Source organism: Pseudonocardia yuanmonensis (assembly GCF_039542425.1).
GTDB lineage: Bacteria > Actinomycetota > Actinomycetes > Mycobacteriales > Pseudonocardiaceae > Pseudonocardia > Pseudonocardia yuanmonensis.
In genome coordinates, this window is sequence record NZ_BAABIC010000001.1 from 384,192 (window position 1) to 409,141 (window position 24,950).

Here is a 24,950-nt window from a genome sequence, read left to right on the forward strand (position 1 = left end):
GACCTCTCCGCTACATTTCGGACACGACGCGACGGCCCGGCTCCCCGACGGACCCGGAGACCCTCCGCCCGGTGTCCGGTGCACCGGCGGTCCGCCCGGGCCTCGCACCGAGAAGGCAGGACGTGTCGCGGCACCGCTCCCCCGCCGCGGGCGCGCCCGGTCGCGGGACGGTCGACGTACGACGGCTGCTCGCGGGCACGGGCGCCCCGCCGCTCCGGACCCGTCGGCAGGCGCTGCGCCGCGGCGCAACGGCCGCCGCGGTCACCGGCGGCGCGCTGGCCGTGGTGGCGCCGGTGGCGTCGCTGCTGGCCACGGACCCGTCCGCGGTGGAGTCGACCCAGGTGGGCCTGGCGTCGGCCGACGTCGTCGACGACGAGCTGTTCTCCGCCGACGGTGCCGCCCTCGCGGCGAGCGTCCTGCCGGTCCGCCGCGAGGCCGACCCGCCCGGGCTCGCCGCGGCCGAGAACCTGCTGAAGTCCGCGGGGCTCAACGACGCCGCCCGCCGGGCCGAGGAGGAGCGACTGGCCCGCGAGGCCCGCACGAACTGCGACGTCGACCTCTCCGACCTCGGCGCCGTCAAGCCGTGGGTCCGCGACGCCGCCCGGTTCCTCTCCTGCCTCTACGACCGGCCGGACCTCATCGGCGTCGCCGGCCGCGGGCGCGTCTCCGACCACCCCACCGGCCGGGCCCTCGACCTCATGACGACCGGCGCCCACGGCGACCGCATCGCGGCCTGCGCGCTGGCCAACCGCGAGGCCCTCGGCATCTCGTACGTGATCTGGGAACAGCGGATCAACTACGGGGACGGCTGGGAGTCGATGGAGAACCGGGGCAACGCGACCGAGAACCACTTCGACCACGTCCACGTGTCCTTCGAGCGCTCGTCGGGCAGCGGCACCCCGGACCCCGACCTCTGCACCTGACCTGCACGAACGGCACTCTCGCTCACACCTGGTGAGCGAGAGTGCCGTTCGCTCCTAGATGCCGATGCGAGCGGGGCGGCCGTCCTCGCCCTCGTGCCAGATGTTCACCACCGCGGGCCGCGGCTGGGTGCCCGGTCCGTCCGGCCAGGTCGACCCCGGGTTGGCCGGGGAGGCGTCGTCGACGTCCCCGGGGTGCTGCACCGAGATCAGCACGAAGTCCTCGGTCACCACCGGGCCGCAGGTCTCGCCACCGACGGGGACGGAGGCGAACTGGGTGGTCCGCCCGCGGGTGTCGCCGCGGAGCGAGACGCCGAACAGCCCGTCGTTCTGGCCCAGTGCGGCGCCGGAGTCGGTGGAGATCCACAGGTTGCCGTGGGTGTCGAACGCCACGTTGTCCGGCGACGTGATCGGGCTGACCTGGGACTTGTCGAAGCCGCCGAAGTACGTGGACGGGTCGGCGGGGTCGCCGCAGACCAGCAGGATCGACCAGGAGAAGCGGGTCCCGGTGGGGTCGTCGTCGGCCTCGACCAGCTCGATGACGTGCCCGTGCTTGTTGTCCACCCGCGGGTTGGCCTCGTCCGGCCCCGCCTTGCCCGCCTTCCCGCGGTCGGTGTTGTTGGTCAGCGCGATGTAGACGTGTCCGGTGGTCGGGTGCGGCTCGACGTCCTCCGGCCGGTCCATCTTCGTCGCGCCGACCTTGTCCCCGGCCTCGCGGGTGAAGACGTAGACCTCCTCCGCGGTCATCCCCGGCACGAAGCTCGTGGAGCCGGAGACCAGCTTGATCCACTCGCCGGAGCCGTCGAAGGCGCCGTCCTCGGGGAGGGTGCCACTGCCGTCGGCCTGCGGGCTGTCGCCGGTGAACCGCGCGACGTACAGGGTGCCGTCGGAGAGCAGCGTCTTGTTGTGCTCGCGGGCCTGGCGGCTGTGCCCGTTGCGCATGGTCTTCGACGAGACGAACTTGTAGACGTAGTCGAAGCGCTCGTCGTCGCCGAGGTACACCACGGCGTGCTCGTCCTTCGACAGCCGCACGGTGGCGCCCTCGTGCTTGAACCGCCCCAGGGCGGTGTGCTTGACGGGCCGTGACCGCGGATCGTGCGGGTCGACCTCGACGACGTAGCCGAAGCGGTTCGCCTCGTTCGGCTCCTTCGCCAGGTCGAACCGCGGCTCGACGGTCTCCCACCCCCGCTCGGAGGCCCCCTCCTCGAATCCGTACCGGGCCAGCCGCGCGTCCGCCGGGTCGGCGTTGGCGAAGTACTGGTTGACGTTCTCCTCGCCGGACAGGAACGTGCCCCAGGGCGTCACGCCACCGGAGCAGTTGTTGAACGTGCCGAGCACGACCGTGCCGGTGGGGTCCGCGGAGGTCCTCAGCAGCGACGAGCCCGCCGCCGGCCCGTCGAGCACGAACTCCGAGGTGCCGGTGATCCGCCGGTTGCGGCTCCCCGCCAGGTCCACGGTGATCCGGCCGGTCCGGTCGCGGACGATCTCCACCACGGACAGCCCGTGCGCGGCGAGCCCGATCCGGACCTGCTCCTCGGTGGGAGCGGCCGCGTCGTACTCGCGGAACATCAGCGGCTCGATCGTGTACTCGTGGTTGGAGAACATGACCCAGCGCCGGGCGGGGCCCTCCAGCAGGATCAGCCCGCAGAAGTCGTTGTTGTAGCCGAACTGCTGCGCCTGCGCCTCGGCCGTCTGGCCGTCGAAGTCGAACTCCGGGGGCCCGGGCACGATCGGGTCGCCCCAGCGCACCACGACCTGCTGCGCGTAGCCGCGCGGGACGCGGACGGCGTCGTCGGTGTTCGGCGGGACGGTCTCGTAGTTCAGCCCGTACGGGGCGGGCGAGCGCTCGGGCGCGGCCGGGAGCGGACCGGCCGGGGCGGCCGCGGCCGACGACGCGCCCGCAGCCCCGACGAGCGCGGTCGCGCCCGTCGCCAGGCCGAGCACGGCACCGGCGCGCAGCACCCCGCGCCGGTCCAGCACGGTCTGCAGCACCTCGCCGAAGTACGGGTTGGCCGACCGGTTCGGCTCGGGGCGGGCACAGGCGTCCCCGCAGCGGTAGCGGCAGGTCAGACCCTGGCGCCCGCGGTGCAGCAGGGGAAGGGAACGGGGCGGGTGGTCGCCGGCGCACGGCTGGGCCACGGTCGTCCTCCAGTGTGGTGGGTTCACCGGTTCGGGTCGCCGCGACGCTAGGTAACCGAGGCGAGCCGGAGGTGATCACCACATGGACGACGGGGAAAGGCGCAGGTCACGGATCCGACGGACGTGACGAAGGCCGCAGAGATGGCGCAGGGGTGGCGACGGTCCGACGACCGTCGCGGTCACGCCGTCAGTCCGCGCTCTCCGGGGTGGCGGTGTGGTGGGGGTGCCCGTGCGTGCGGCGGCGCTGCTTCATCTCCGCCTCGAACACGTGCCGGCGCCCGCCCATCAGGTCGTCGCGCATCTCGCGCTCGGTGCCCTTGAGCGGCTCGTAGTAGTTGTCGTCGAAGTCCTCGACGATCTGGAAGCTCCAGCGCCCCTGCAGCACGTTGCGGCCCACGAGCTCGCGCTCGATGCGCTCGGCCCACTCCTCCTGGCCGCACGCGCGGAGCTTGTCCACGACGTCGTCGAGCATGGCGTCCGCCCCGCCCATGAGCTGGTGGAACTCGTACAGCGCACCCCGGGCCCGCTCGATCCGCTCGAGCATCTCGGAGAACTTGCCGGCGGCCTCGACCAGCTCGTCGGAGGCGCCCTCGGGACGGGAGTGGGTCTCGTCGACGGACAGATCGGTGGGGGCGGGCGGGGTCTCGCTCGTCGTGCTCATGCCGGTCGGTACCCGGGCTCCCCCGGGCTGAATCCCGCGCCCGTCGGGCGGGGAGGCCCACCCGGCCGCGCAGCTGTGACGGCGGTAACATGCCGCGGGTTCTGCATCGATGGAGAACGGAGGCGCGCGATGCGTGTCGGGGTCCTGACCGGCGGGGGCGACTGCCCCGGCCTGAACGCCGTGCTGCGGGCGGTCGTCCGCAAGGGCGCGGGGGCGTACGGGCACGAGTTCGTCGGGTTCCGCGACGGCTGGCGCGGGGTCCTCGAGGGCGACGTCCGGCCGCTCGGCGTGCCCGACGTCCGCGGTCTGCTGCCCCGCGGCGGCACGATCCTCGGCTCCTCGCGGACCAACCCGTTCGCGGTCGACGACGGCGTTGCCCGGATCCGCGGCACCCTGGAGGCGCTGGGTGTCGACGCGCTGATCGCGATCGGGGGCGAGGACACCCTCGGCGTCGCGACCAGGCTGCACGACGACGGGGTGCGGGTCGTCGGCGTGCCCAAGACCATCGACAACGACCTCGGCGGCACCGACTACACGTTCGGCTTCGACACGGCGGTCTCCATCGCGGTGGAGGCGATCGACCGGCTGCACACCACGGCCGAGTCGCACCACCGCGTGCTGATCGTCGAGGTCATGGGCCGGCACGCGGGCTGGATCGCGCTGCACGCCGGCATGGCGGGTGGCGCCAACGGCATCCTCATCCCCGAGCAGCCCTTCGACGTCGACCGCGTCGAGGCCTGGGTCGAGAGCCGGTTCCGGGACCGCTACGCGTCGATCATCGTGGTGTCCGAGGGCGCGATGCCGATCGGCGGCGCCGAGGTGCTGCAGAGCATGCAGAAGGACGCGTTCGGGCACGCCCGGCTCGGCGGGATCGGGGACTGGCTGGCGCACGAGATCGAGCGCCGCACCGGCAAGGAGGCGCGCACGACGGTCCTCGGACACGTTCAGCGCGGCGGCACACCCACCGCCCGGGACCGGTGGCTCGCCACCCGCTTCGGGCTGCACGCGATCGACGCCGTCGATGCCGGCGAGTGGGGCACGATGACGGCGCTGCGCGGCACCGACATCCGGATGGTCCCCCTGCTCGAGGCGACCAAGCAGCTCAAGACCGTCGACCCGGCGCTCTACTCCGAGGCGGAGGTGTTCTTCGGCTGAGCGGCGCGACGCGCGGCGCCTTCATCCGGATGAAACAGTCCGGCAATCGCCCGGTGCCGGGCGGGATCTAGAACTGGGAGGTCCCCAGCGCCCGCCGGATCGGAGGCCCGCCGTGCCCGAGCAGCCCGCACGTGAGCAGATTCCCGTCCCGGCCCGGCTCGCCTGCCCCGCCGAGTGTCGCGCGGACCATCGGCGCCGGGCCCACCACGACCGGCTGCTCGACGTCGAGACCGATCCCGACGCGATCGTCGAGCTGTTCGAGACGGCGGTGACCTGGGCGGAGCTGGAGTACCCGGAGGACACCACGCTCCCGCCGGCGCGCTGGGTGGAGTTCGCCGAGAAGCACCGCTGGCGGGACCCGGAGCGCGCGCTGCGGATCTTCTCCCTGGCCGCCGACGCCGCGCTCCGCGGCGCCCGCACGGCCGCGCCGGTCGCGGCGTTGGGCCGGGCGGTGGGGATGGACCCGGGGATCGTGGCCGGAGACGGGATCTGCCCGACCCTCGCCCCCGCCACCCCGCCGCGCCACCTCCGCGTCGCCCCCTGAGCCTGGGAACCCACCCCCGACCCGCCGAAGCCCACCCCGACCCGCCGAAGCCCACCCCGACCCGCCGAAGCCCACCCCGACCCGCCGAAGCGCACACCCCGACTCGCCGAAGCGCACACCCCGACTCGCGGCACGGAGGATCGCATCCTCCGCGAGTCGCGCTCCCGGCTTCCGCGAGTCGGGAGATCTGATCAGCGGGGGAGGCCGGTGATGGCGGTGGTGCGGAGGTCCAGGACCTCCACCCGCTCGTCGCCCCGCGTCAACGCGAGCACGGCGGAGTCGTCGAGCGTCCCGACCACCGCGGCCGCGAGGTCCCGCTCCGCGAACGCTGCGAGGCACTCCTCCTCGCGCCCGGCCGGCGCACAGAGCAGGAAACCGAAGCTGGGGAAGCAGTTGAACCACCGCACCAGCGGCACGCCGGACGGCGCGGGCACGGCCGCGACGTCGACCGTCACCCCCAGCCTCCCCGGCTCCAGCAGCATCGCCAGCGACCCCACGAGTCCGGCCATGCTGATGTCCTTCGCCGCCACGACGACGCCCTCCTCGGCGAGCCTGCCGAGCAGCCGGACGTCGCCGGCGCTGCGCCGCCCCCGCGACTCGAAGGCCGGGAAGAACGGGAAGTCCTCGCGCATCCGCCCGTCGAGCGCGGCCGCTACGACCAGCGACTGTCCGGGCGCGGCGCGGGTCACCGAGAGCGGCGCCGCCGTGGCCCCGACGGCGAAGGCGGAGATCGCCGGGTCGCCCTCGTGCAGCGTGAGGTGCCCGCCGACGATCGGGACGTCGTAGAGCTCCGCCGCCTCGCGCATCCCGGCCAGCGCCTTGCGCGCCAGCTCCTCCGACGCCACGACGGTGTCGACGATCCCGAGCGGCATCCCACCCATGGCCGCGACGTCGTTGACGTTCGTCAGCACCGCGGCGAAGCCGGCACCGTGCGGGTCGGCGGCCACGAACGGCGGGAACAGCGCCTCGCCGCACGCCACGACCGGACGGCCGTGCGCGGTGACGACCGCGCCGTCGTCGCCCGGCCCGCCCTGCCAGTCCGTGCCGCCCAGCACCTCGCCCACCAGGGCGATCTCGGCCTTGGCCGCGAGCCCCGGGTTGGCCAGGCACGCCGCGGCGATCTCCTCGAGGGTCTCGGTCGCGGGCGCGCTCATCGCAGGACCACCCAGACCGCGCGCACCGGGACGTCGCCGGCGTTGCGCCAGGCGTGTCCGCGGTCCGTGGGGTAGTGCAGCGCGTCCCCGGCCTCCACCTCGTACGTCTCCCCCGCGACCTGCACGGACAGCGTGCCCTCCCGGACCAGCACCAGCTCCTCGCCGGGGCGGCGCGGCCTGGTGTCGCCGCTCTCGCCGCCCGGTTCGACCACGACCTCCACCGCCGCCGCCCGCAGCGCGTCCGTGGGCGCGGCGAGCCCCTCCACCGCGACCCCGAGCGCCCCGGGCGCCCAGTCGCGCGGGGCGGGCAGTCGCTCCGCGGAGCGCACGTGCACGGCGGCCGGCGGTTCGAGCCCGCTGTCGTCGACGAACGCCGACACCGGCTGTCCCAGCGCCCCGGCCAGCTTCAGCAGCGTGGTGATCGTCGGGACCATGTCGCCGCGCTCGACCTTGTGCACCGCCGCGGCCGAGACGTCCGCCCGGGCCGCGAGCTGCTGCAACGACAGCCCGAGCCGGGTACGGGCGGCGCGCACCTTGGGGCCGATCGCGTCGACGATGGGCTCCCAGGTCGCGGGGCTCGGCCGGCTCACGTTGACCATCCTAGACGGCGTCCACCTATGGTGAACACCCGCCGCGCATCGCCCCGCCCGATGCCGATGAGCGAGCGGCGCTCTCGCTCACTAGGTATGAGCGACAGCGCCGTTCGCTCACTCGGTCCCCGGAAGCACGACCGGGCGCTCTCGCTCACCGGTATGAACGAGAGCGCCGTTCGCTCAATCGGGCTTACAGGGGCAGGACCTTCACGATCCGGGCCGCGGTGCGACCCGCGATGCGCAGGTCGGGGCGCGGGGAGCCCGCCTCGACCCGCTGCACCGGGGCCTCCGCGGGCAGCGACGCGTGGTGCACCGCGACGCCACCCGACTCGTCGATCCCTATCCCCGTCTCCAACGGGGACTCGAGCGCGGCCGCGTGGGCCAACGCGACCGCGCCGTCAGCGCCCGCCGCGCGGACCTGCTCCACCCGCGTCGGTACGCCCTCCTCCTCCGCCCCCGCGCAGACCTCCCGCAGCACCGCCGGGTCCGGGGACCCGCCGTGCCGCAGGACGATCGCCGGCTTCTCGGTCACGACCCCGCCACGTGCGCGTCGACCAGCCCGGACGCGACCGCGTTGCGCGGCCCCTCGCTGCCGTGGACGTTCCCGATCCCGCAGACCACGCCGTAACCGGCGAGGGCGTCGGCGATGAGGTCGGGGATCTCGAAGTCCAGCGCCGAGCCGCCGAGCAGCACCACGAAGTCCAGCATCCGCAGGCTGCCGCCGGGCGCCACCTGCTTGAGCGCCCGCACGGCGTTGACCGCGAACACCTTCCGCTTGGCCTCCCGGCGCACCCGCCGCACGTGGTCGACCGAGTGCCGGGTCGCGACGGGCGCGGGGCCCTCGGGCGTCATCGTGACCACCCGCGCGAACACGTGCGACGGCAGCGGCTCCGCGAAGAACTGCACCGTCCCGTCCTCGTGCCGGACGTGGAAGAAGCTCTCCACCTTCGCCAGCGGGTACCGCTTGACGGCCTCCGCCTGCTCCCGGTCGTCGAGCGCCAGCTCGGAGCCGATCAGCTTGGTGACCAGCTCGCCCGCCCCGGCGACGTGCACGGCCGAGCTGACGCCGTCACGGTCGAGCAGGGCCGCGTCCGTGGACCCGCCGCCGAGGTCCAGCACCGCGATCGGCACGGCCGTCCCGGGCGTGGTCAACGCGCCGCGGACGGCCATCTCGCCCTCGACGCCGCCGATCTCGGCCCGGCAGCCCAGCGCGGCGGCGACCTCGTCGGCCACCACCTGCATCCGGCTGCGGCTGGTGCGCACCATCGCCGCCAGCGCGACGGCGTTCTCCGGCGCGACCTCGCCGGCCAGACCACCGCGGACCTCCTTGGGCACGAAGGTGTCGACGGCGAGCACGTCCCGGATCCGGATCTCCGCCGCCGGTTGCCCGGTCACGTCCGTCATGGTGTCGCGGACCTGCGCGAGCATCCCGCCGACGTGCGTGCCGGCCTCGCCGGTCGCGTCGTCGAGCGGCTGGACCCGGCCGAGCACCTCCATGATCGCCTCGGCCCCCGCGTCGACGTCGACCTGCAGGGTCTTGCCCGCCCCGGAGAGGGTGAGCGTGCCGACCGGGATCCGCCGGTCGGTCACGTCACCGCTGGGGGTCCGGACGACGACGGCGGACCGGTTCCCGGTCAGCGCCCGCGCCACCGGCGAGACCTGCTTGGTCTGGTCGGGGTCCAGCTCGAACACCGACGCCAGCCCGTAGGAGTCCGAGAGCGTGCGGATGGTGCGGCCGGGCGGTGCGACCTCCACCGCCGCGCGCATCCCGAGTGGCACCTTCTCGACCGCGCCGACCTCGTCGACCACCGGGATCGGCGCGCGCAGCCGGTTGACGACGAGCACGGCGTCGTCGTGCGCCAGGACCGCGGCCACGATCTCCAGGCCGCGGTCCGTGGCCGCGTTGAGCTCCGTCGCGACGTCGTCGAAGTCCCAGCCCGCCCCGACCACCGCGATCGTCGGGCCGGACGCGCCGGCCAGCGCGTCGATCGCCACCGTGGTGCCGACCCCGAGCCCCTCCCCGCCCGGCGTGGCGGGGTTGTGCCCGATCATCGTCGACTCGGTGATGATCGTCTCGGAGATCGTCTCCATGGCCAGCCCGGAGATGACCGGCGTGGCCTCGTTGAGTAGGACGACGTCGAGGTCCGCCGGGGAGCGCCCGGCCTTCTCCAGCGCGCGCCGTACCGCGGCCACGGCACCGTCGGTGTTGTCCGGCGTGCCCTTCACGCCGGTGGTGTGCGTGAGCGCCGTGCTCAGGTACTCCGGGGAGTCCCCGGGCACGGCGGCCACGCACGCCTCGGTCGTCGAGTTGCCGATGTCGACCCCGACGACGAGCCGATCCGTCATGCCGTCACCCGCGGGAGATCACCGGCTCGACCTCCACCGGCCTGCGTCCCGCGACGATGCACTCGTACTCCTTGAGGTGCAGCAGCGCGGCCTTTGCCTGCCAGCGCGGCCGGGCCATCTGGTCGTTGCGGGTGGGCACCGGGGCCGGGGACTCGCCCTTGGCGTACTGGGCGGCGTTGGACCCGATCCGGCGGAACACCTCGGCGTCGAGCAGCGGTGACTGCGGGAACAGCTCGAGGTTGGACAGGCGCGGCAGGTCCCGCTGGTGGATCATCGCGGTGCCCCGCGAGAGCAGGCCGATCGAGACACCGGAACCGGACAGCCGGGCGCCGGTGTGCGCGACGGCCGCGAGGTCCGCGGTGTCCCACACCTTGATCACCCGCGCGTGTACGCCCTGTTCCTCGATGCCGGCCAGGATCTGCCGGATCACCTCCGCGTGCGGCACGTCGACGATGGTCTTGGTGAAGGGGTCGGAGAAGGCCGGCGACACGGCCACGACCACCTCGTCGGGCCGCGACGCCCGCTTGGCGGGGCCGACCTCGTTCAGCGTGAGCGTGCGCTCGGCCTGTGTCGACGCTGTGGTGGGTGCGGACATCACGACACCTCCGTCTCGGGGTTCTCGGCGCTCGTCACGTGGCGCAGCTTCTTGAGCTGCTCCCACCGCTCGCCCTGGAGGCGGTAGCCGGAGCCCGGGCCGCCGTAGTCGTTGGCGTCGTTGATCGCCGAGAGGGGCACGAAGTCGTCCGTGAGGATCGCCGACGTCTGCAGCAGGTCGCCGGAGACGCGCTGCCGCAGGACCGTCAGGAAGTTCTCGGCGACATCGTGGAAGCCGCTGCGCTCCAGCGCCTTGACCAGGTCGAGGCCGGTGATCCCCCGGTCCATGACCGACTGCGCGCCCTTGAGGTCCTCGAGCACGTCGCGCTCCGGGTAGTCGCCGCTCCCGTGCGCGTAGACGGCCGCCTCGACCTCCTCGTCCGTGATCCGGGGCAGGTCCAGCTCGGCGAAGACCGCCTGCAGTGCCCGGGCGGCCTTCTCCCGGATCTGCAGGATCTCGTTCTCCCGGACGTGCCGCAGCCCGCCGTCGACCTGGAGGTCGCGCTGGACGGTGTTCCAGTCGTCGTAGTCCTCGACGTCGAAGTTGGAGCCCGCGAACATGTTGTCCGCGTTGGGCACCCCGGAGAAGCCGGAGCAGACGAAGTCCGTGCCCGGCAGCAGCTGCGGCAGCGCGCGGCTGACCCGGCGCATCGCCGAGTGCGAGAAGGACTGGTCGTTGCCGGAGGCGCACTCCAGGTCCATCCAGCTCGCGACCAGGTTCTCCGCGGCCACCGCGCGGATCCCGCCGGGCATCGCGCCGGGCACGCCGATGCAGGAGATGGAGCCGTTCTGCAGGCCCTGCACCCCCGCGCCCTTGGCCATCAGGATGCAGCGGATCTCCAGGTACAGCATGGATCGCCCCTCGGCGTTGCCCATCTGCACCTCCGAGCCGGTGCCCGAGGTGAACCGCATCTTGATCCCGCGCGAGGCGTACGCGCTGGCCAGGAAGGCCTTCGACCACGGGGTGTCGTCGCCGTCGACGAACACGGACTCGGTTCCGTAGACCGAGATCGTCTCGGCGTAGGCGGTGATGCCGCGCATGCCGAGCTCGAGCTCGGTGGCCTCCTCCAGCGCGCACTGGGTGAGCACGCCACCCCGGCCGACCTGGCCGCCGACCTGCAGCGCGATCGCCACGAGCGGGGCGTAGCGGACCACGCCGAGGGTGGTCTCCAGCTCGGCGAAGCCGCGCAGTGCGGCCTCGGCGGCGTCGGCCGCGACCTGGATCGGGTTGTCCTTGGCGCTGGTGGAGTGCGCCTGGTTGGCGGGCGTGCGGCGGGCCCGCATCTTCTGCATCGCCATCATGATCTCGACGACGTTCATCAGCTTGACGACGTCGAGGATCTTCGCCGGGGTGAGCCCGCGCCCGATCCGGGTCAGCTCGTCCCGCGAGGCCCGCGGATCGACCAGCGCCCGCGCGATCTCGACGGACGGGATCGCATTGACCTCCTCCGCGGTCTCCACGTCGATCGCGTGGTCGGCGATGAAGGTGTCCATGAAGTCGAAGTCGGCGCGGGCACGGCCGTCGAGCTCGACGATCTTCCCGTCCTCGACGCGCACGCTCGGCTTCGGGTCGAAGTCCGACTCCATCGCGACGAGGCCCTTCTCGGGCCACTCCTCGACGAAGCCGTCGAGGTTGACGGGGCGGTCCTCCAGGACCTCGGTCCGCTTCGAGCGGCGGTTCTCCGTCGTCGTCATCAGTCCTCCTCGTCGCGGGCCAGCAGGTCGCGGCGCTCGTAGACCTCGGCGGCCTCACGGACCAGGGCACCGCACACGGTGGCCTGGTACTTGCTCTCCAGGTTCTCGGCGATCTGCAGCAGCTGCGCCTTGCTCGAGGCGCGCGGGCGCAGCGCGTTGTACATCGCCAGGACCTCGGCGTCGGGTACTGCGGTGAGCTCGGCCGCGCGCCGGAAGTTCGCGGCGAGCTGCCGGCGGTGCACCGACTCGGCGAGGGTGGCCTGCAGCTGGAGCGTCTCGGGGGCGATCCGCAGGTCGTCGGCGACGATCTCGCCGGCGACGACGGCGTTCATCGTCAGGGCGGAGATCGGCTTGCCCGTCGGGGTGCGCAGGAGGTCCTGACGGTTGACCGAGAGCGGGTAGTCGACGGGCCCGAGGTCGGGGCCGGACCCGGAAGCTGGAGCGGACACGCGCATCACCTCTCGTCGTTCGCCGGGACGCGGGCGGGGCGCGGTCGGTCGACCGCGACGCCCGCGCCGCCTGCCAACCGTTGCGCAGGTGCGCAGGTAGCGGGAACCCCTACGGCCAGGGGCAACCCGAACGGCGCCTCTCCTGCCGGTGAGGTCACGAGACACCCAGGCTGAGCAGGCCCGCGAGGACGGCGCCGATGATCGGTCCGACGACCGGCACCCACGAGTACCCCCACTCCGCGCTGCCCTTGCCCCTGATCGGAAGCAGGGCGTAGGCCGCCCGGGGGGCCAGGTCGCGGGCCGGGTTGATCGCATAGCCCGTGGGCCCGCCGAGCGAACAGCCGATGCCGATGACCACGAACGCGACCGCCGCGTAGCCGAGGGCGCCGTTGCCGAACTGGGGCACGCCCGCGCCGTCGGGCGCCTGGGCCGCCGGGTTGCTGAGGATCCAGAAGACCAGCACGAAGGTCGCGACGATCTCCGTGATCACGTTCCAGCCCGACCGCGCGACGACGGGGCCGGTGCAGAAGATGCCCCGGGTGCCGCGGTTGCCCTCGGGGTCCTCCTCCACGTTCTTGTCGAAGTTCGCCTTGTAGGCGAGCCAGCCGACGCAGGCGCCGACGAACGCGCCCACGAACTGCCCGATCAGGTAGAAGGGCACCATCGACCACGGCGTCGCCCCGGCCACCGCGAGGCCGATCGTCACCGCCGGGTTGAGGTGCGCGCCCGAGGGCTCGGCGATGCTCGCCCCGGCGAACACGGCGAAACCCCAGCCGAAGGTGATCATCAACCAGCCGCCGCCCGTGCCGAGCGTCGGCCGCAGCACCACGTTCGCCACCACGCCGACACCCAGGAGGATGAGCACCGCGGTGCCCAGCGCCTCCCACAACACGATCGATCCTGCCGTCATGCCGGACCTCCCTGTCCCGGCCGCCCTGCGCGGCCCGGCGATACGCTCCACAGTGCTGCCCGTGTGACGGAAGAGGTTGGGGCGCAACGGCCCTCGAAATCTCACCCTCAGCGGGGGTGGGACCTGACCCGCGGGCGAGGAGGAACCTGACCCAAGGCGGAGCTGTCGGCGGCCGCCCCCGTCCGGTTGGGTGGAGGGGGCACCGCCGTACCGGGCGGGGCCCGCACGGACTTCCGGAGGGACTCGAGGATGAGCGGGTTGACCCTGGCCGAGGCGCAGAAGGCGCTGACGGCCGGCCTGAAGAAGGCGGACGAGATCGGCCAGCCGATGAACATCGCCGTCGTCGACGCCGGCGGGCACCTGCTGGCCTTCGCCCGCCAGGACGGCGCGATCCGGGCGAGCATCGACATCTCGCAGCGCAAGGCGCGCACGTCGATCCTGATGAACATGCCCACGGGCGACCTGGCCGCGCTCGTCCAGCCGGGCCAGGAGCTCTACGGCCTCGAGCAGCTCTCCGGCGGCATGGTCCCCTTCGGTGGTGGCCTGCCCGTGCACCGCGACGGCGAGCTGGTCGGCGCGGTCGGGGTGAGCGCGGGCTCGGTGGAGCAGGACACGCAGGTGGCGCAGGCGGCGGTCGACGCGCTCACCTGAGCGTGAGGATGGCGAAGCCGGCCCGGTGATGTGGGTTGGTGGGTGAGAGCGGCGGGCGTGGCCCTCCGCCCGTCGTCGTGGGCGAGCGACGGGCGCTCCGGCGACCTCGGCCGCTCACGAGGGTGGCGGGACGCCCGGGCGTCCGCGCACACCCGCCGGGACCTTCCTCACCCGCGGGGACCTCGCACACCCCTCCCGGCGGCACGGCACAACCACGGCGAGCGCCGCACACGTCGTCGACCGGGTGTGCGGGGCTCGGCGCGGTGTGTCGCGCCACGGGTATCGGGCGCGGCGCTGTCGCGGCGTACCCGACCACGGGCCTGCGGTTCACCCCCACGACAGGCCGGGACGCCACGGGGACCGCGGTTCACCCCCACGACAGGCCGCCGCTCGACGCCACAGGGGACCGTGGTTCACCCCCACGACAGGCCGCCGCTCGCGACGCCTCCCGGGGCACACCCGGAGGCGCGTGGCACAGCCCGTCGACGGGGTGTGCGACTGCCGTCCGGGGTGTGCGGGGCGGGCAGGACGGGTGTGCGGCGCCCTGACCCGCGTGCGCACTCCCCCGCATCCCGACACGCCGCACGTCGACACGTCGAGAGCGGCCCTCGGCACCGACCGCCCGTGACACTCAGCGCTGACGCGCGTGCGCGGCCGGTGGTGCGGGGCACCACCGATCGCGCACGGCCGATGCGTCACGCGGCCGGCGGCCCCCGTCGGCACGCCGGGCGCGCGGGTCTCAGACGATCCCCTGGCGGGTCGCGGTGTAGACGATCTCGGTGCGGCGGCGGACGTCGAGCTTGTCCCGCAGGTTCCGGACGTGGAACTTCACGGTCGCCTCGCTGATCACCAGCTCGGTGGCGATCTCCCGGTTCGACATGCCCGTGGCCAGGAGCTTGAGCACCTGGTTCTCGCGCTCGGTGAGCAGCGGGCCGCGCGGGCCGGCCGGCGTCGCGGGCTCCCGCGGGTCGCGCAGCGCGTCCATCATCATCGTGGTGATGCGCGAGTCGAACACGGCGTCGCCGCGCAGCAGCGTGCGCACGGCGGCCACGATGTCGGCGGTGTCGGCGCCCTTGCGCAGGTAGCCGTGCACGCCGAGACGGACGGTGCGCAGCATGGTCTCCCGGTCGCGGCAGGCCGTCAGCACCAGGATCCGGGTGCCGCGGTGGCGCTGCAGCAGCGCGCGGGCCACGTCGATGCCGGCCGAGTCGCCGCGGCCGAGGTCCACGTCGAGCAGCACGACGTCCGGGCGGAGCCGGTCCGCCGCGACGAGCGCGTCCCGCGGGGTGGCGGCCTCGCCGACGATGCGCAGGTCGGGCTCGGCGGCGAACAGCTGGCGGAGGCCGAGGCGGACGATGCCCTCGCCGTCGACGACCAGGATCCGGCCGGTGCGGACGGTGGCGAACGGGGAGTCGCCGCGGCCGGTGTCCGAGACGCCGGTGACCGCGGGGATGCGCGTGGCCTGGGCCGGGCGCGCGTCGAGGACCCTGATATCGGCGAGTTCTGCGGTCATCGCTGAGCCTTTCGAACGTCGACGGGTCGTAGTCGCGGCGACGGTAAGGTGAATCACGTTGCCCGTTCGTTGCACGCTCACGCTGCCCGCTCGGACAGGCGCAACCTCGCCTTGCTGATCCGGGTGGAGGTGAACGATGATGGGTGCCGGAAGCACGCGGACAGTCGGGGAGCCGATGCCAGTCGACGGGGTGGTCGAGCGCGAGCCGGGGTCCGGCTTGTCCGCCTCCCCGTCACGTCCGGCCCACGCCATCGACGAGCTGTTCGAGGCGGTCCTCGACGACACGGGGGACGCGACCGTCCGCCGGCTCGTCTCCGAGTCCTGGGAACGCAGCCTCGCCGCCGCGATCGACCCCGCCACGGCGCTACCCCCGTTTCGGTTCGACCGCTCCGAGAGCGCCGCGCGGCTCGCCGCGCACCCGCTGCACAACGTCATGCCGCTGCTGCGCAGCAACCTGGTGAGCATCGCCGAGGAGGCGATGCACGTCGTCGTGGTCACGGACGAGCAGGGCATCGTGCTGTGGCGTGAGGGCGCCAACGCCGTCCTGCGTCCCGCGGACCGAGTGGGCCTGGTCGAGGGTTCCTGCTGGTCCGAGGAGGCCATCGGGACCAATGCGATGGGCACGACCCTCGCCGTCGGCAAGCCCGTGCAGATCCACTCGACCGAGCACCTCGTGCGCGCCGTGCACGCCTGGACCTGCGTGGCCGCGCCCGTCACGGACCCGGACACCGGCCGGATCGTCGGCGCCATCGACATCACCGGGCCGCGGCGCACCATCCACCCGGCGATGCTCGCGCTCGTCACGGCCACCGCGCAGCTCGCCGAGAACCAGATGCGGATGCAGCTGGCGATCGCCGACGAGCGGCTGCGCGCCCGCAACCAGCCCCACCTGCAGAGCCTGCGCGGCACACCGGGTGCGCTCGTCACCCCGACCGGCCGGATCATCGCCGGCGAGCCGTTCGGCGAGTGGCCCGAGCGGGTGGACCTGGAGCAGATCGCCGCCGGTGCCGACCGGGTCCGGCTGGCCGACGGGCGGGAGATGCACGTCGAGCCGCTGGCCGAGGGCTACCTGCTGCGCGCCGCCCGGCGCGGCGGCCGCACGACCGTCGTCGACGCGCCGCGGCACGCGCTGTCCCTGCGCTTCCTCGGCGACGGCAGCCCCACGGTGGTGCTCGACGGCGAGAGCCACGCACTCACCCTCCGCCCCGCCGAGATCCTCACCGCGCTGGCGCTGCACCCGGAGGGCCTGACCGCCGAGCGGCTCGCCTTCCTCCTCTACGGCGACGACGGCAACCAGACCACCGTCCGCGGCGAGATCCACCGGCTGCGCGCGCTGATCGGCACGGACGTGCTCAAGACCCGCCCGTACCGGCTCGACGCGGTGGTGGACACGGACTTCGGTACGGTTCGCCGCGCGCTGCGCGAGGGCCGGGTCGCCGACGCGCTGCGGGCCTGCGCGGGCCCGCTCCTCCCGCGGTCGGACGCGCCGGAGGTCCGTGGCGCGCGGGACGAGCTGGAGGTCGGGCTGCGCCGGGCCGTCCTGGAGTCGGACGACGTCGAGCTCGTCCACGCCTACGCCACCCACCGGCTCGGGCGGGACGATCTCGAGGCGCACGAGCTGCTCGTCGACATGCTGCCCGCCGGCGACCCGCGGCGCGCGGTCGCCGAGTCCCGGGCCGCGCGGCTGCTGGCGGAGTAGCGGCGACTGAGCGAGCGGCGCGTTCGTGCACTAGGTATGAGCGAGAGTGCCGCTCGCGCACCGGCCGCCCGCGACTCCACGTGTTGAGCGAGCGGCGCGTTCGGGCGCTAGGTATGAGCGAGGGTGCCGTTCGTGCGGGTGAGTTCCGCGTAGATCCCCGCGTGCACCTCGGCCGAGTGCTCCCAGGTGAACCGCGCGGCCGTGCGCGCGCCCCCCTCGACGAGTGACGCTCGCAGCTCCGGCTCCGTGATCACCCGGCGCAGGGCGGCGGCCAGCGCCTCGTCCTCGCCGACGGCCGGCAGCAGGGCGTCGACCCCGTCCGTGAGGTGCTCGCGGAAGACGGGCAGGTCACTGGCCACGACCGGCAGTCCGAGCGCCATCGCCTCGATCGCGACGAGCCCGAACCCCTCCGCGGTCGACGGGTAGCAGAGGGCGTCCGCCGCGGCGTACCAGCCGGCCAGCTCCGCGTCCGTGAGCGTGCCGAGCTCGACGACGTCCCGGCCGAGCTCCAGCCCCAGCCCGGGCAGCTCCGCGAGCGCCGCCGCGCGGTACGGGGCGAAGTCCTGGAAGGAGTGCCCACCGACGACGGCGAGCACCGGGTCGAGCCCCTCGCGGCGCAGCCGGGCGAGCGCGCGGAAGGCGTGCACCATGCCCTTGCGCGGCTCGATCCCGCCCACCGCGAGCAGGAGGAACCGCCCGTCCGCGGGCCGCGGCACGGGTACCGGGTCCGCGAACCGGTGCCGGTCCACGCCGTTGGGCACGATCGTCGTCCCGACACCGAAGTCCCGGGCGAGGATGCCGCGCCACTGGTCCGACACCACGAGCACCCTGTCCGGCTCGGTGATCGCCCGGCGCTGGCAGTCCACGAGGATCGGGGTGGTGAAGTCGTCGACGTGGTGGGCCGTGCGCAGCACCGTCAGGTCGGCCCCGGTGCGGGCCCGGGCGGCGAGCGCGGCCCGCGCGGCGATGCAGTCCTGCGCGTGCAGGACGTCGAACTCCCCGATCCGTTCCGCCAGCGCGGCCGCGAGCCGCTCGATGCCGTCGAGGGTTCGTCCGGTGAGCGTGGTCCCCTCGCGGCGCGGCCCCGGGACGATCGTGTGCGGCAGGTCGACGGGCCGGTAGAGCCCCTTCGCCGGGTCGCCGAGCGCGAACAGGTGCACCGGCAGGCCGGCGCGGTGCAGCGCCTCGCCCAGCCCGAGCGTGTGGACGTGCCCGCCGCGGGGCGACGTCGAGTGGGTCAGCAGGGCGACCCTCGTGATCCGGGACCCAGTCGCGTTGACCATGTTGCGCACTCGTTCACCATAGTGAATTCTCTGATGCGAGACGACCATGTCCGATAGTGGAGGAGCTCTCGCATGACCGTGACCGACGAGCGCAGCCCCGGCGAGGTCGTCGAGGCGCCTCCGGTCGACACCGCGGCCCTGATCATGGACCTGCAGAGCGTCGGACTGCGGGTCGAGACCGAGCTGGAGAACTCCCGCACGGGCGGCGCCGGCCCGTCGGACTCCGGGATGCTGTGGATCGAGGGCGTCCCGGTCACGGTGCCGCCCAACACGACCTCCCCGTACGCGCTCCGCGCCGAGGACGAGGGCCAGGGCATCTACCGCGACGGCGTGAAGGTCGCCTCGGTCTCCGGGACGCGGCGCCCGCGCTTCTACGACCTCGAGACCGCCGACGGCGTCCCCTACCACCAGATCGCCCTGCTGCACCTGGACTCGCTCGCGTCGACCGTCGTGCAGGCGTGCAACTACTGGGGCAACTCGGACCAGTGCGGGTTCTGCGGCATCGGCGTCTCGCTCGCCGCCGGCGCCACGATCGCGAGGAAGACGCCCGAGATGCTGGCCGAGGTCGCCGTCGCGGCCCGGGACCTCGACGGCGCCGTCGACGCGACGCTGACCACCGGCTCGTCGGTCGCGCCCGACCGTGGCGCGCTGTACGTCGCCCGCTGCGGACAGGCGGTCAAGGAGGCCGCGGGCCTGCCCGTCGAGGTGCAGTTCGAGCCGCCGCGGTCGCTGGACGTACTGCACCAGGTGCACGACATGGGCATCGACTCCGTCGGCATCCACATCGAGTCCTTCGACCCGGCGGTGCTCGCGAGGGTCGCGCCCGGCAAGTTCCGCACCGGCGTCGACACCTACTTCCGCACGTGGGAGCGGGCGGTGCACCTGTTCGGCGAGGGCCGGGTGTCGACCTACGTCATCCTCGGCATGGGCGAGGACCCGGATCTGACGGTGGAGATGTGCCGGCGAGCCGTGGACATCGGCGTCTACCCGTTCGTGGTGCCGCTGCGGCCGGTCGCGGGCTCGCTGATGGAGGACGTCCCGGCGCCCGCCCGCGAGTACACCGAGCCGATCTACCGCAAGGTCGCCGGGTTCCTCGCCGAGCGCGGGCTGGGTGCGCACACCGCTGTCGCCGGGTGCGCCCGCTGCCAGGCCTGCTCCTCGCTCGACCTGGTCCAGCAGTCGGGCGGGGCGACGCCGTGCGGGTCCGGCGGCTCCGTTGGCGGCGCACCGCTGCTGCAGATCGGGAAGCGCCCGGGCGCATGATGGCCGTGCTGCCGGAGCGGGCCCGGCCGGGCGTGGGCGACGCGGAGCGGGCCCACGTTCCGGGCGTGCGCGAAGCGGAACGGGCCGGGTCCCTCCCGGGCAACGGGGAGCCCGCCGGGTCCCTGCCGGGCGGCGCGCGGAGGCCGGTCCGGATCCGGCCCGTGCGGCCGGTCAACGTGCTCGTCGGCGTCGATCCCGTCGTCTGCCGGCCCGCCGCCGATCCGGCCGCCCGCGCCGCCCACCACGCGATCCGGCACGCGGTGTTCGTGGACGAGCAGGGCGTGTTCGCCTACTCCGACCTCGACGCGCACGACGCCCGCGACGACGTCGTCCACGTCCTGGCCACCCACCTCGGCCGCCCGGCGGGCACCGTCCGCCTCTACCCCACCGGCCGCCCCGGCGAGTGGCTCGGCGACCGCCTCGCGGTACTGCCCGGGTTCCGCTCCGCCGCGATCGGCGGCCCCCTCGTCCGCTTCGCCGTCGAGACCGCCGGTGCCCGCGACGGCCGGCGGATGCGCGCCCACGTCCAGCTGCCCAACGAGCGCTTCTTCCACCGCCTCGGCTGGACCACGGACGGGCCGGTCGAGACGTACGTCGGCCACCCGCACGTCCCGATGAGCATCACGCTCTCGGGCCCGGTGACCCCCTGGCTCGCGGGTCCCCGGGTCGCCTGACGCCCTCCCGGGAGAGAGCGGCGAACGACCTCCGATCCCGGCGGCGCGTCGCGACGCGCGGAATCGACGATGGACGAGAGAGCGATCTCATTGCCGCCCGCGCAACGCCCGCTCACCGCCCGGGCTCGACGGAGCCGGTGCTGCGGCACGGCGGACGGCTGAACGGCTGCTCGTCGAGGTGGTGCCGAACGCGCCCGCAGGACGGCCTGCTCACAGATGGCGGTCGAGGAACCCGAAGACCTCGGCCATGCACTCGTCACCCTCGGGGAGCCCCGGCACGCTCTCGAACGCGTGCCACATCCCCTCCCACACCCGCAGCCGGACCGGCACACCGGCCTGACGCAGCACACGGGTGAACCGGACGGCGTCGCTCTGCAGCAGGTCCCGCGTTCCGGTCGTGATCGTCGTCGGGACGAAGCCGCCGCTGAAGTCGGCGAGGAGGGGCGAGACCTGCGGGTCGACCGCGGACGCGGTGCCACGGTAGGCGGCCCACAGCTTCTCGGCGGTGTCCCGGGTGAGCAGGGGGTCACGGCCGTCGTTGGACACGTAGCTGTCGCCGATCCCGCGGAGGTCGGCGGCAGGGGCGAAGAATCCTGCGGCCGCGGGCCGACGCCCTCGGGCAGCGGCCCTCACCGTCCCGATCAGGAGGTTCGCACCCGCCGAGGACCCCGCCACCACCACGGTCCGGTGCCGCCTCGTCACCGCCTGGTAGGCCCGCTGCGTCTCCTCGAACGCCACCGGGAACCGGGCCTTCGGACTGAGGCTGTAGTCCACGGAGTAGACGACGATCCCGAGATCGTGCGCCATCCGGTACGCGTTGTAGTCGTGCCCGCTCAGCAGTGCGAACCCGCCGCCATGGGCGAAGACGCCGGCGACACCCTTCCGGTTCCGCCGGACCTTGCGCGGCTCGATCACCACGATCCGGGTCCCGCCGATCGTCTCCTCCCGCACTGCCAGGTCCAACTGTGCGCGGAGGCCGTCCAGGAACGGTCGGATCCGCGCCGCGAGCAGGTCGTTGACAGCAGCGGCGTACTCCTCCGTCAGCACGGCGTCGGGAACGACGAGCGGGGCGTTCGTCCGCAGGTGGGCCGCGGCGGCGGCGCTGATGGTCTGTGCCTGGATGTCGCTGACCTGGACCACGACCCCTCCGTCCCCTCGACTCCTCCGGGCTCGTTCGCCGTCCTCGAGGTGTTACCGACCGTCGCCGGAACGCGACGGAAGGTGCGTCCTTGTTCGCGAGCCGTGAAGGGGTTATAAGTGGGGTTATAACCCCACAGAGGGAGCAGCCCGTGCCGAAGATCAACGTCTACCTGCCCGACGACCTGGCCGCCGCCGTGAAGGAGGCCGGGATCCCGGTGTCGTCGGTGTGCCAGCAGGCGCTGGCGGAGGCGGTCGCGGCGGCGGGTGGCGCTCCCCCGGCCGGAGGAGCGGACATGAGCGGAACGCCGGGCTGGAACAGGTTCACCGCGCGGGCACGCACGGTGGTGCGGACCGCGCTGGAGAAGGACCGGCCGACCACGGTCGACCTGCTCGCCGCCGTCGTCGAGGAGGGCGGGAACCTCGCCCTGACCGTGCTGGCGACCCTCGACGTCGAGCCGCCGGACGTCCTCGCCGAGGCCCGCGGTCTCGGTGAGGGCACCGACCTGGCCGCCGCGCTCGAGCGGTCGACCACCGAGGCGCTCCGCCTCGAGCACGACTACATCGGCTGCGAGCACCTGCTCCTCGGCCTGGCCGCCGGCCCGGAGGACGACGCCGTCCGCCGCGCCCTCGGGTCGACCGGTGCGAACCTCGAGCGGCTGCGGATCGCGGTCGCGTCGGCCGTGGCCGGGGTGGCGTTCACGAGGAGCCAGCAGGCGACGTCGGGGCTGTCGGCGCCGGTCCGGACGATCCTCGAGGACATCCGAGCCCGGCTCAGCCGGCTGGAGCGGGGCACCACCCCCTGGGCGCCGCGGGGCACCGCCCCCTGAGCGCCGCGGGGCACCGCCCCCTGAGCGCCGCGGGGCACCGCCCCCTGAGCGCCGCGGGGCACCGCCCCCTGAGCGCCGCGGACTCTTCCCCGCACGCGGATGCGCGAGCATTGCAGAGGTCCCGCCACGACACTCCTGTCGGAGCGAGGGCCGGCGGGCAGGTTGACCACGATCGTCGTGTCTGGCCGGCGGGCAGGCTTACCAAGATCGTCGTGTGTGGCCGCCGAGCCACCGGAATCGTCGAGAACCGGCCACGAACAGCGATCATGAGGATGGGCGAACCCCCGACCACGCTCGCGCACGCGAATCCGCAAGCATTGCAAAGGTGCCGCCACAACAGCCCTGACCTGCGCACGTATGACGGCGGCAGATCCACGAGACGACAGTGCGCCCCGCTCGACGACCGAGCGGGGCGCACGTGAAGCGAGCGACTACTCCACCGTCACGGACTTCGCGAGGTTGCGCGGGCGGTCGACGTCCCGCTCCAGCGCCACCGCCGCGTGGTAGGCGAGGAGCTGGAGCGGCACCGACATCAGGATCGGGTCGAGCTCGGGCTCGCTGCGGGGCAGCACGACGGTGCGGTCGGCGAGCTCGGTGGCGAGCTCGCGGTGCGCCAGCGCGATCACCGGACCCTTGCGGGCGCGGATCTCGGCGAGGGTCGAGACGTTCTTCTCGTACAGGTCGTCGTCCGGCACGCAGGCGACGGTCGGCAGCTCCGGGCTGACCAGGGCGAGCGGGCCGTGCTTGAGCTCGGCGCTGGCGTAGGCCTCCGCGTGCACGTAGGAGACCTCCTTGAGCTTCTGCGCGCCCTCCTTCGCGACCGGCCAGCCGCGGCGGCGGCCGATGAACAGCACGCTGTGGTGTTGCGCGATCTCCCGCGCGACCGCCTCGATCGTGCCCGTGCGCTTCTCCGTGTCGAGGATCTCCTCGATCTGGCCGGGCAGGGCGACGAGCCCGTCGAGGATCCGACGGCCCTCGGTCGGCGCGAGGTCCCGCATGCGGCCCAGGTGCACCGCGAGCAGCGCGAACGCCACGACCGTCGAGGTGAAGGACTTGGTCGCGGCGACCGACATCTCCGGGCCGGCGTGGATGTAGATGCCGCCGTCGACCTGGCGCGCGATCGTCGAGCCGACGACGTTGACGATGCCGATCACCCGGCCGCCCTTGCGCTGCAGCTCCTGCACCGCGGCGAGGGTGTCGACGGTCTCGCCGGACTGGCTGACCGCGACGTAGAGCGTGTCCGGCTCGACGACCGGGTTGCGGTACCGGAACTCCGACGCCGACTCCGACGTCGCGGGCATCCGGGCGAGGTCCTCGATCAACTGAGCGCCGAGGTCGCCGGCGTAGCAGGCCGAGCCGCAGCCGAGGATCTTGACGCGGCGGAACTCGCGGGCCTCGCGGACGGTGAGGTTGAGCCCGCCGAGGTGAGCGGTGTTGAAGCGCTCGTCGAGGCGCCCGCGGAGCGCCCGCTCGATCGAGCGCGGCTGCTCGGCGATCTCCTTGACCAGGAAGTGGGCGTGGTCGCCGATCTCGGCGCCGACGACGTCCCAGTCCACCTCCGACGGGGTCTTCGCGGTGGAGCGGGCGTCGAGGGTGAAGGTCCGGTAGCCGCCGGCGGTGATGGTGGCGAGCTCGCCGTCGTCGAGGTAGACGACCTGGCGGGTGTGCCCGACCAGCGCGGCGACGTCGCTCGCAACGAACATCTCCTTCTCGCCGATGCCGAGCAGCACGGGCGAGCCGTTGCGCGCGACGACGATCCGGTCGGCGTGCTCGGTGTCGACGACGGCGATGCCGTAGGCCCCGACGACCTGGCGCAGGGCGATGCAGACGGCCTGCTCGAGGTCCTCGGCGCCACCGGTCGCGAAGGCCGCGGCGACCAGGTGGGCGACGGTCTCGGTGTCGGTCTGCGAGACGAACTCGACGCCGTTGGCCTGCAGCTTGGCCCGCAGCTCCTCGGCGTTCTCGATGATCCCGTTGTGCACCACGGCGATGCGGCCCGCGGTGTCGACGTGCGGGTGGGCGTTCTCGACGGTGGGCTCGCCGTGCGTGGCCCAGCGCGTGTGCCCGATGCCCGGGGCGCCCTTGAAGCGCGCGGGCAGCTCCGCCTGCAGGTCGGCGACCCGGCCGCTGACCTTGCGCACCTTGAGCTGGCCGCGCTGGATCACGGCGACGCCCGCCGAGTCGTAGCCGCGGTACTCGAGCCGGTTGAGGCCCTCGATCAGGATGGGCGCCGCGTCCTGCGCGCCCACGTAACCCACGATGCCGCACACAGTGGTGTTCCTCCTCGCTTCTCGCCGACGGCTCAGCCGTAGACCAGCCGCCGGAGCTGACGCGCGGACAGCGGCGGGGGCGCCACGCGTCGCGCGTCGAGCTCGTCCCGGATCTCGGTGAAGATCCGGTCGTTGCGGAGCCCGCGGGTGCGGAGCTCGGCGTGCCGCCGCCGCACGAAGTCCTCGGTCGACTCCGCGAAGTAGGCGAGCACCTCGTCGACGACGCGGGCGGCCTCGCCCGGGCCGAGCGCGGTGCTGCGGACCAGGTGGTCCACGAGGTCCGGGTGCGGGCCGGCGTACGCGTCGGGGCGCGTCGAACGGTCCGGGGCGGCGGGCACGGCCGAAACTGTGCCCGATCGACCCTCGGAACGCCAAATTCCTGCCCGATTTCGGGCAGGAAAGCGGCGAACCGCGTACCGAGCGCGCCGCAGGACTCACCCACCGTGGGAATCGGACGGCGAGGGGCCGTC

Annotated in this window: 23 protein-coding genes; 8 read left to right on the top strand and 15 right to left on the bottom strand. The window is 73.6% G+C overall.

Annotated features, from left to right (window positions below):
• Positions 1-122 precede the first annotated feature (122 nt).
• Positions 123-923 (top strand): VldE C-terminal domain-containing protein, encoded by an 801-nt coding sequence (locus ABD990_RS01730; protein WP_345377832.1) that lies wholly within the window; start codon positions 123-125, stop codon positions 921-923.
• Positions 924-977: 54 nt separating this feature from the next.
• Here ABD990_RS01730 and ABD990_RS01735 read toward each other — a convergent pair whose 3' ends face one another.
• Positions 978-3,059 carry a PhoX family protein gene (locus ABD990_RS01735; protein WP_345377833.1) on the bottom strand — a complete coding sequence of 694 codons (2,082 nt, stop codon included), beginning with the start codon at positions 3,057-3,059 and terminating at the stop codon, positions 978-980.
• A 187-nt stretch (positions 3,060-3,246) separates the two neighbouring features.
• Complete coding sequence (locus tag ABD990_RS01740) at positions 3,247-3,720, bottom strand: hypothetical protein (protein WP_345377834.1); 474 nt, start codon at positions 3,718-3,720, stop codon at positions 3,247-3,249.
• A 129-nt stretch (positions 3,721-3,849) separates the two neighbouring features.
• On the opposite strand from ABD990_RS01740, the gene ABD990_RS01745 reads away from it, so the two are divergent.
• Both ABD990_RS01745 and ABD990_RS01750 read left to right on the top strand, forming a co-directional pair.
• Complete coding sequence (locus ABD990_RS01745; protein ID WP_345377835.1) at positions 3,850-4,875, top strand: 6-phosphofructokinase; 1,026 nt, start codon at positions 3,850-3,852, stop codon at positions 4,873-4,875.
• A gap of 112 nt (positions 4,876-4,987) precedes the next feature.
• Positions 4,988-5,419 carry a hypothetical protein gene (locus ABD990_RS01750; protein ID WP_345377836.1) on the top strand — a complete coding sequence of 144 codons (432 nt, stop codon included), beginning with the start codon at positions 4,988-4,990 and terminating at the stop codon, positions 5,417-5,419.
• Positions 5,420-5,610: 191 nt separating this feature from the next.
• On the opposite strand, the gene ABD990_RS01755 is transcribed toward ABD990_RS01750, so the two are convergent.
• The 8 genes from ABD990_RS01755 to ABD990_RS01790 form a co-directional block, all read right to left on the bottom strand.
• Entirely contained in the window at positions 5,611-6,573 is a 963-nt protein-coding gene (locus tag ABD990_RS01755; RefSeq protein ID WP_345377837.1) for an AIR synthase related protein, read from the bottom strand.
• Positions 6,570-7,163 carry a helix-turn-helix domain-containing protein gene (locus ABD990_RS01760; protein ID WP_345377838.1) on the bottom strand — a complete coding sequence of 198 codons (594 nt, stop codon included), beginning with the start codon at positions 7,161-7,163 and terminating at the stop codon, positions 6,570-6,572. The genes ABD990_RS01755 and ABD990_RS01760 overlap by 4 nt, the downstream gene beginning before the upstream one ends.
• Positions 7,164-7,356: 193 nt before the next feature.
• Positions 7,357-7,698: a glycerol dehydratase reactivase beta/small subunit family protein gene (locus tag ABD990_RS01765; RefSeq protein WP_345377839.1), complete on the bottom strand. Its 342-nt coding sequence runs from the start codon at positions 7,696-7,698 to the stop codon at positions 7,357-7,359.
• Positions 7,695-9,512, bottom strand: a complete 1,818-nt coding sequence (locus ABD990_RS01770) for a diol dehydratase reactivase subunit alpha (RefSeq protein ID WP_345377840.1) — start codon at positions 9,510-9,512, stop codon at positions 7,695-7,697. The genes ABD990_RS01765 and ABD990_RS01770 overlap by 4 nt, the downstream gene beginning before the upstream one ends.
• A 4-nt stretch (positions 9,513-9,516) precedes the next feature.
• Positions 9,517-10,107, bottom strand: coding sequence for a propanediol/glycerol family dehydratase medium subunit (locus ABD990_RS01775; protein ID WP_345377841.1), 591 nt, complete (start codon positions 10,105-10,107; stop codon positions 9,517-9,519).
• Positions 10,107-11,801 carry a propanediol/glycerol family dehydratase large subunit gene (locus ABD990_RS01780; RefSeq protein ID WP_345377842.1) on the bottom strand — a complete coding sequence of 565 codons (1,695 nt, stop codon included), beginning with the start codon at positions 11,799-11,801 and terminating at the stop codon, positions 10,107-10,109. Before ABD990_RS01780 ends, ABD990_RS01775 begins: the two co-directional genes overlap by 1 nt.
• Complete coding sequence (locus tag ABD990_RS01785; protein WP_345377843.1) at positions 11,801-12,250, bottom strand: diol dehydratase small subunit; 450 nt, start codon at positions 12,248-12,250, stop codon at positions 11,801-11,803. The genes ABD990_RS01780 and ABD990_RS01785 overlap by 1 nt, the downstream gene beginning before the upstream one ends.
• A gap of 154 nt (positions 12,251-12,404) precedes the next feature.
• Positions 12,405-13,160: an MIP/aquaporin family protein gene (locus ABD990_RS01790; RefSeq protein ID WP_345377845.1), complete on the bottom strand. Its 756-nt coding sequence runs from the start codon at positions 13,158-13,160 to the stop codon at positions 12,405-12,407.
• 249 nt (positions 13,161-13,409) lie between these two features.
• On the opposite strand from ABD990_RS01790, the gene ABD990_RS01795 reads away from it, so the two are divergent.
• A complete protein-coding gene (locus ABD990_RS01795) occupies positions 13,410-13,811 on the top strand; it encodes a GlcG/HbpS family heme-binding protein (RefSeq protein WP_345377846.1) in 402 nt (133 codons plus the stop codon).
• 739 nt (positions 13,812-14,550) lie between these two features.
• On the opposite strand, the gene ABD990_RS01800 is transcribed toward ABD990_RS01795, so the two are convergent.
• Complete coding sequence (locus ABD990_RS01800; protein WP_345377847.1) at positions 14,551-15,324, bottom strand: LuxR C-terminal-related transcriptional regulator; 774 nt, start codon at positions 15,322-15,324, stop codon at positions 14,551-14,553.
• A gap of 175 nt (positions 15,325-15,499) precedes the next feature.
• Between ABD990_RS01800 and ABD990_RS01805 the strand changes: the two genes are divergently transcribed.
• The gene (locus ABD990_RS01805; RefSeq protein ID WP_345377848.1) at positions 15,500-17,023 is read left to right on the top strand and encodes a GAF domain-containing protein; all 1,524 of its coding nucleotides are present in this window, start codon (positions 15,500-15,502) and stop codon (positions 17,021-17,023) included.
• Between the two features lie 107 nt (positions 17,024-17,130).
• On the opposite strand, the gene ABD990_RS01810 is transcribed toward ABD990_RS01805, so the two are convergent.
• Positions 17,131-18,306 (bottom strand): MSMEG_0565 family glycosyltransferase, encoded by a 1,176-nt coding sequence (locus ABD990_RS01810; RefSeq protein ID WP_345377849.1) that lies wholly within the window; start codon positions 18,304-18,306, stop codon positions 17,131-17,133.
• A 72-nt stretch (positions 18,307-18,378) separates the two neighbouring features.
• On the opposite strand from ABD990_RS01810, the gene ABD990_RS01815 reads away from it, so the two are divergent.
• Positions 18,379-19,569, top strand: coding sequence for an MSMEG_0568 family radical SAM protein (locus ABD990_RS01815; RefSeq protein ID WP_345377850.1), 1,191 nt, complete (start codon positions 18,379-18,381; stop codon positions 19,567-19,569).
• Positions 19,570-19,634: 65 nt separating this feature from the next.
• A complete protein-coding gene (locus ABD990_RS01820) occupies positions 19,635-20,243 on the top strand; it encodes an MSMEG_0567/Sll0786 family nitrogen starvation N-acetyltransferase (RefSeq protein ID WP_345377851.1) in 609 nt (202 codons plus the stop codon).
• A gap of 210 nt (positions 20,244-20,453) precedes the next feature.
• Here the strand turns inward: ABD990_RS01820 and ABD990_RS01825 are convergent, their stop codons facing one another.
• Positions 20,454-21,383 carry an alpha/beta hydrolase fold domain-containing protein gene (locus ABD990_RS01825; protein WP_345377852.1) on the bottom strand — a complete coding sequence of 310 codons (930 nt, stop codon included), beginning with the start codon at positions 21,381-21,383 and terminating at the stop codon, positions 20,454-20,456.
• Positions 21,384-21,532: 149 nt separating this feature from the next.
• Between ABD990_RS01825 and ABD990_RS01830 the strand changes: the two genes are divergently transcribed.
• Positions 21,533-22,210 (top strand): Clp protease N-terminal domain-containing protein, encoded by a 678-nt coding sequence (locus ABD990_RS01830; RefSeq protein WP_345377853.1) that lies wholly within the window; start codon positions 21,533-21,535, stop codon positions 22,208-22,210.
• Positions 22,211-22,641: 431 nt separating this feature from the next.
• Here ABD990_RS01830 and glmS read toward each other — a convergent pair whose 3' ends face one another.
• Both glmS and ABD990_RS01840 read right to left on the bottom strand, forming a co-directional pair.
• On the bottom strand, positions 22,642-24,480 hold the full coding sequence (glmS, locus tag ABD990_RS01835; protein WP_345377854.1) for a glutamine--fructose-6-phosphate transaminase (isomerizing): 1,839 nt from the start codon (positions 24,478-24,480) through the stop codon (positions 22,642-22,644).
• Positions 24,481-24,512: 32 nt separating this feature from the next.
• Positions 24,513-24,818, bottom strand: a complete 306-nt coding sequence (locus ABD990_RS01840; RefSeq protein ID WP_345377855.1) for a hypothetical protein — start codon at positions 24,816-24,818, stop codon at positions 24,513-24,515.
• Positions 24,819-24,950: the final 132 nt, after the last annotated feature.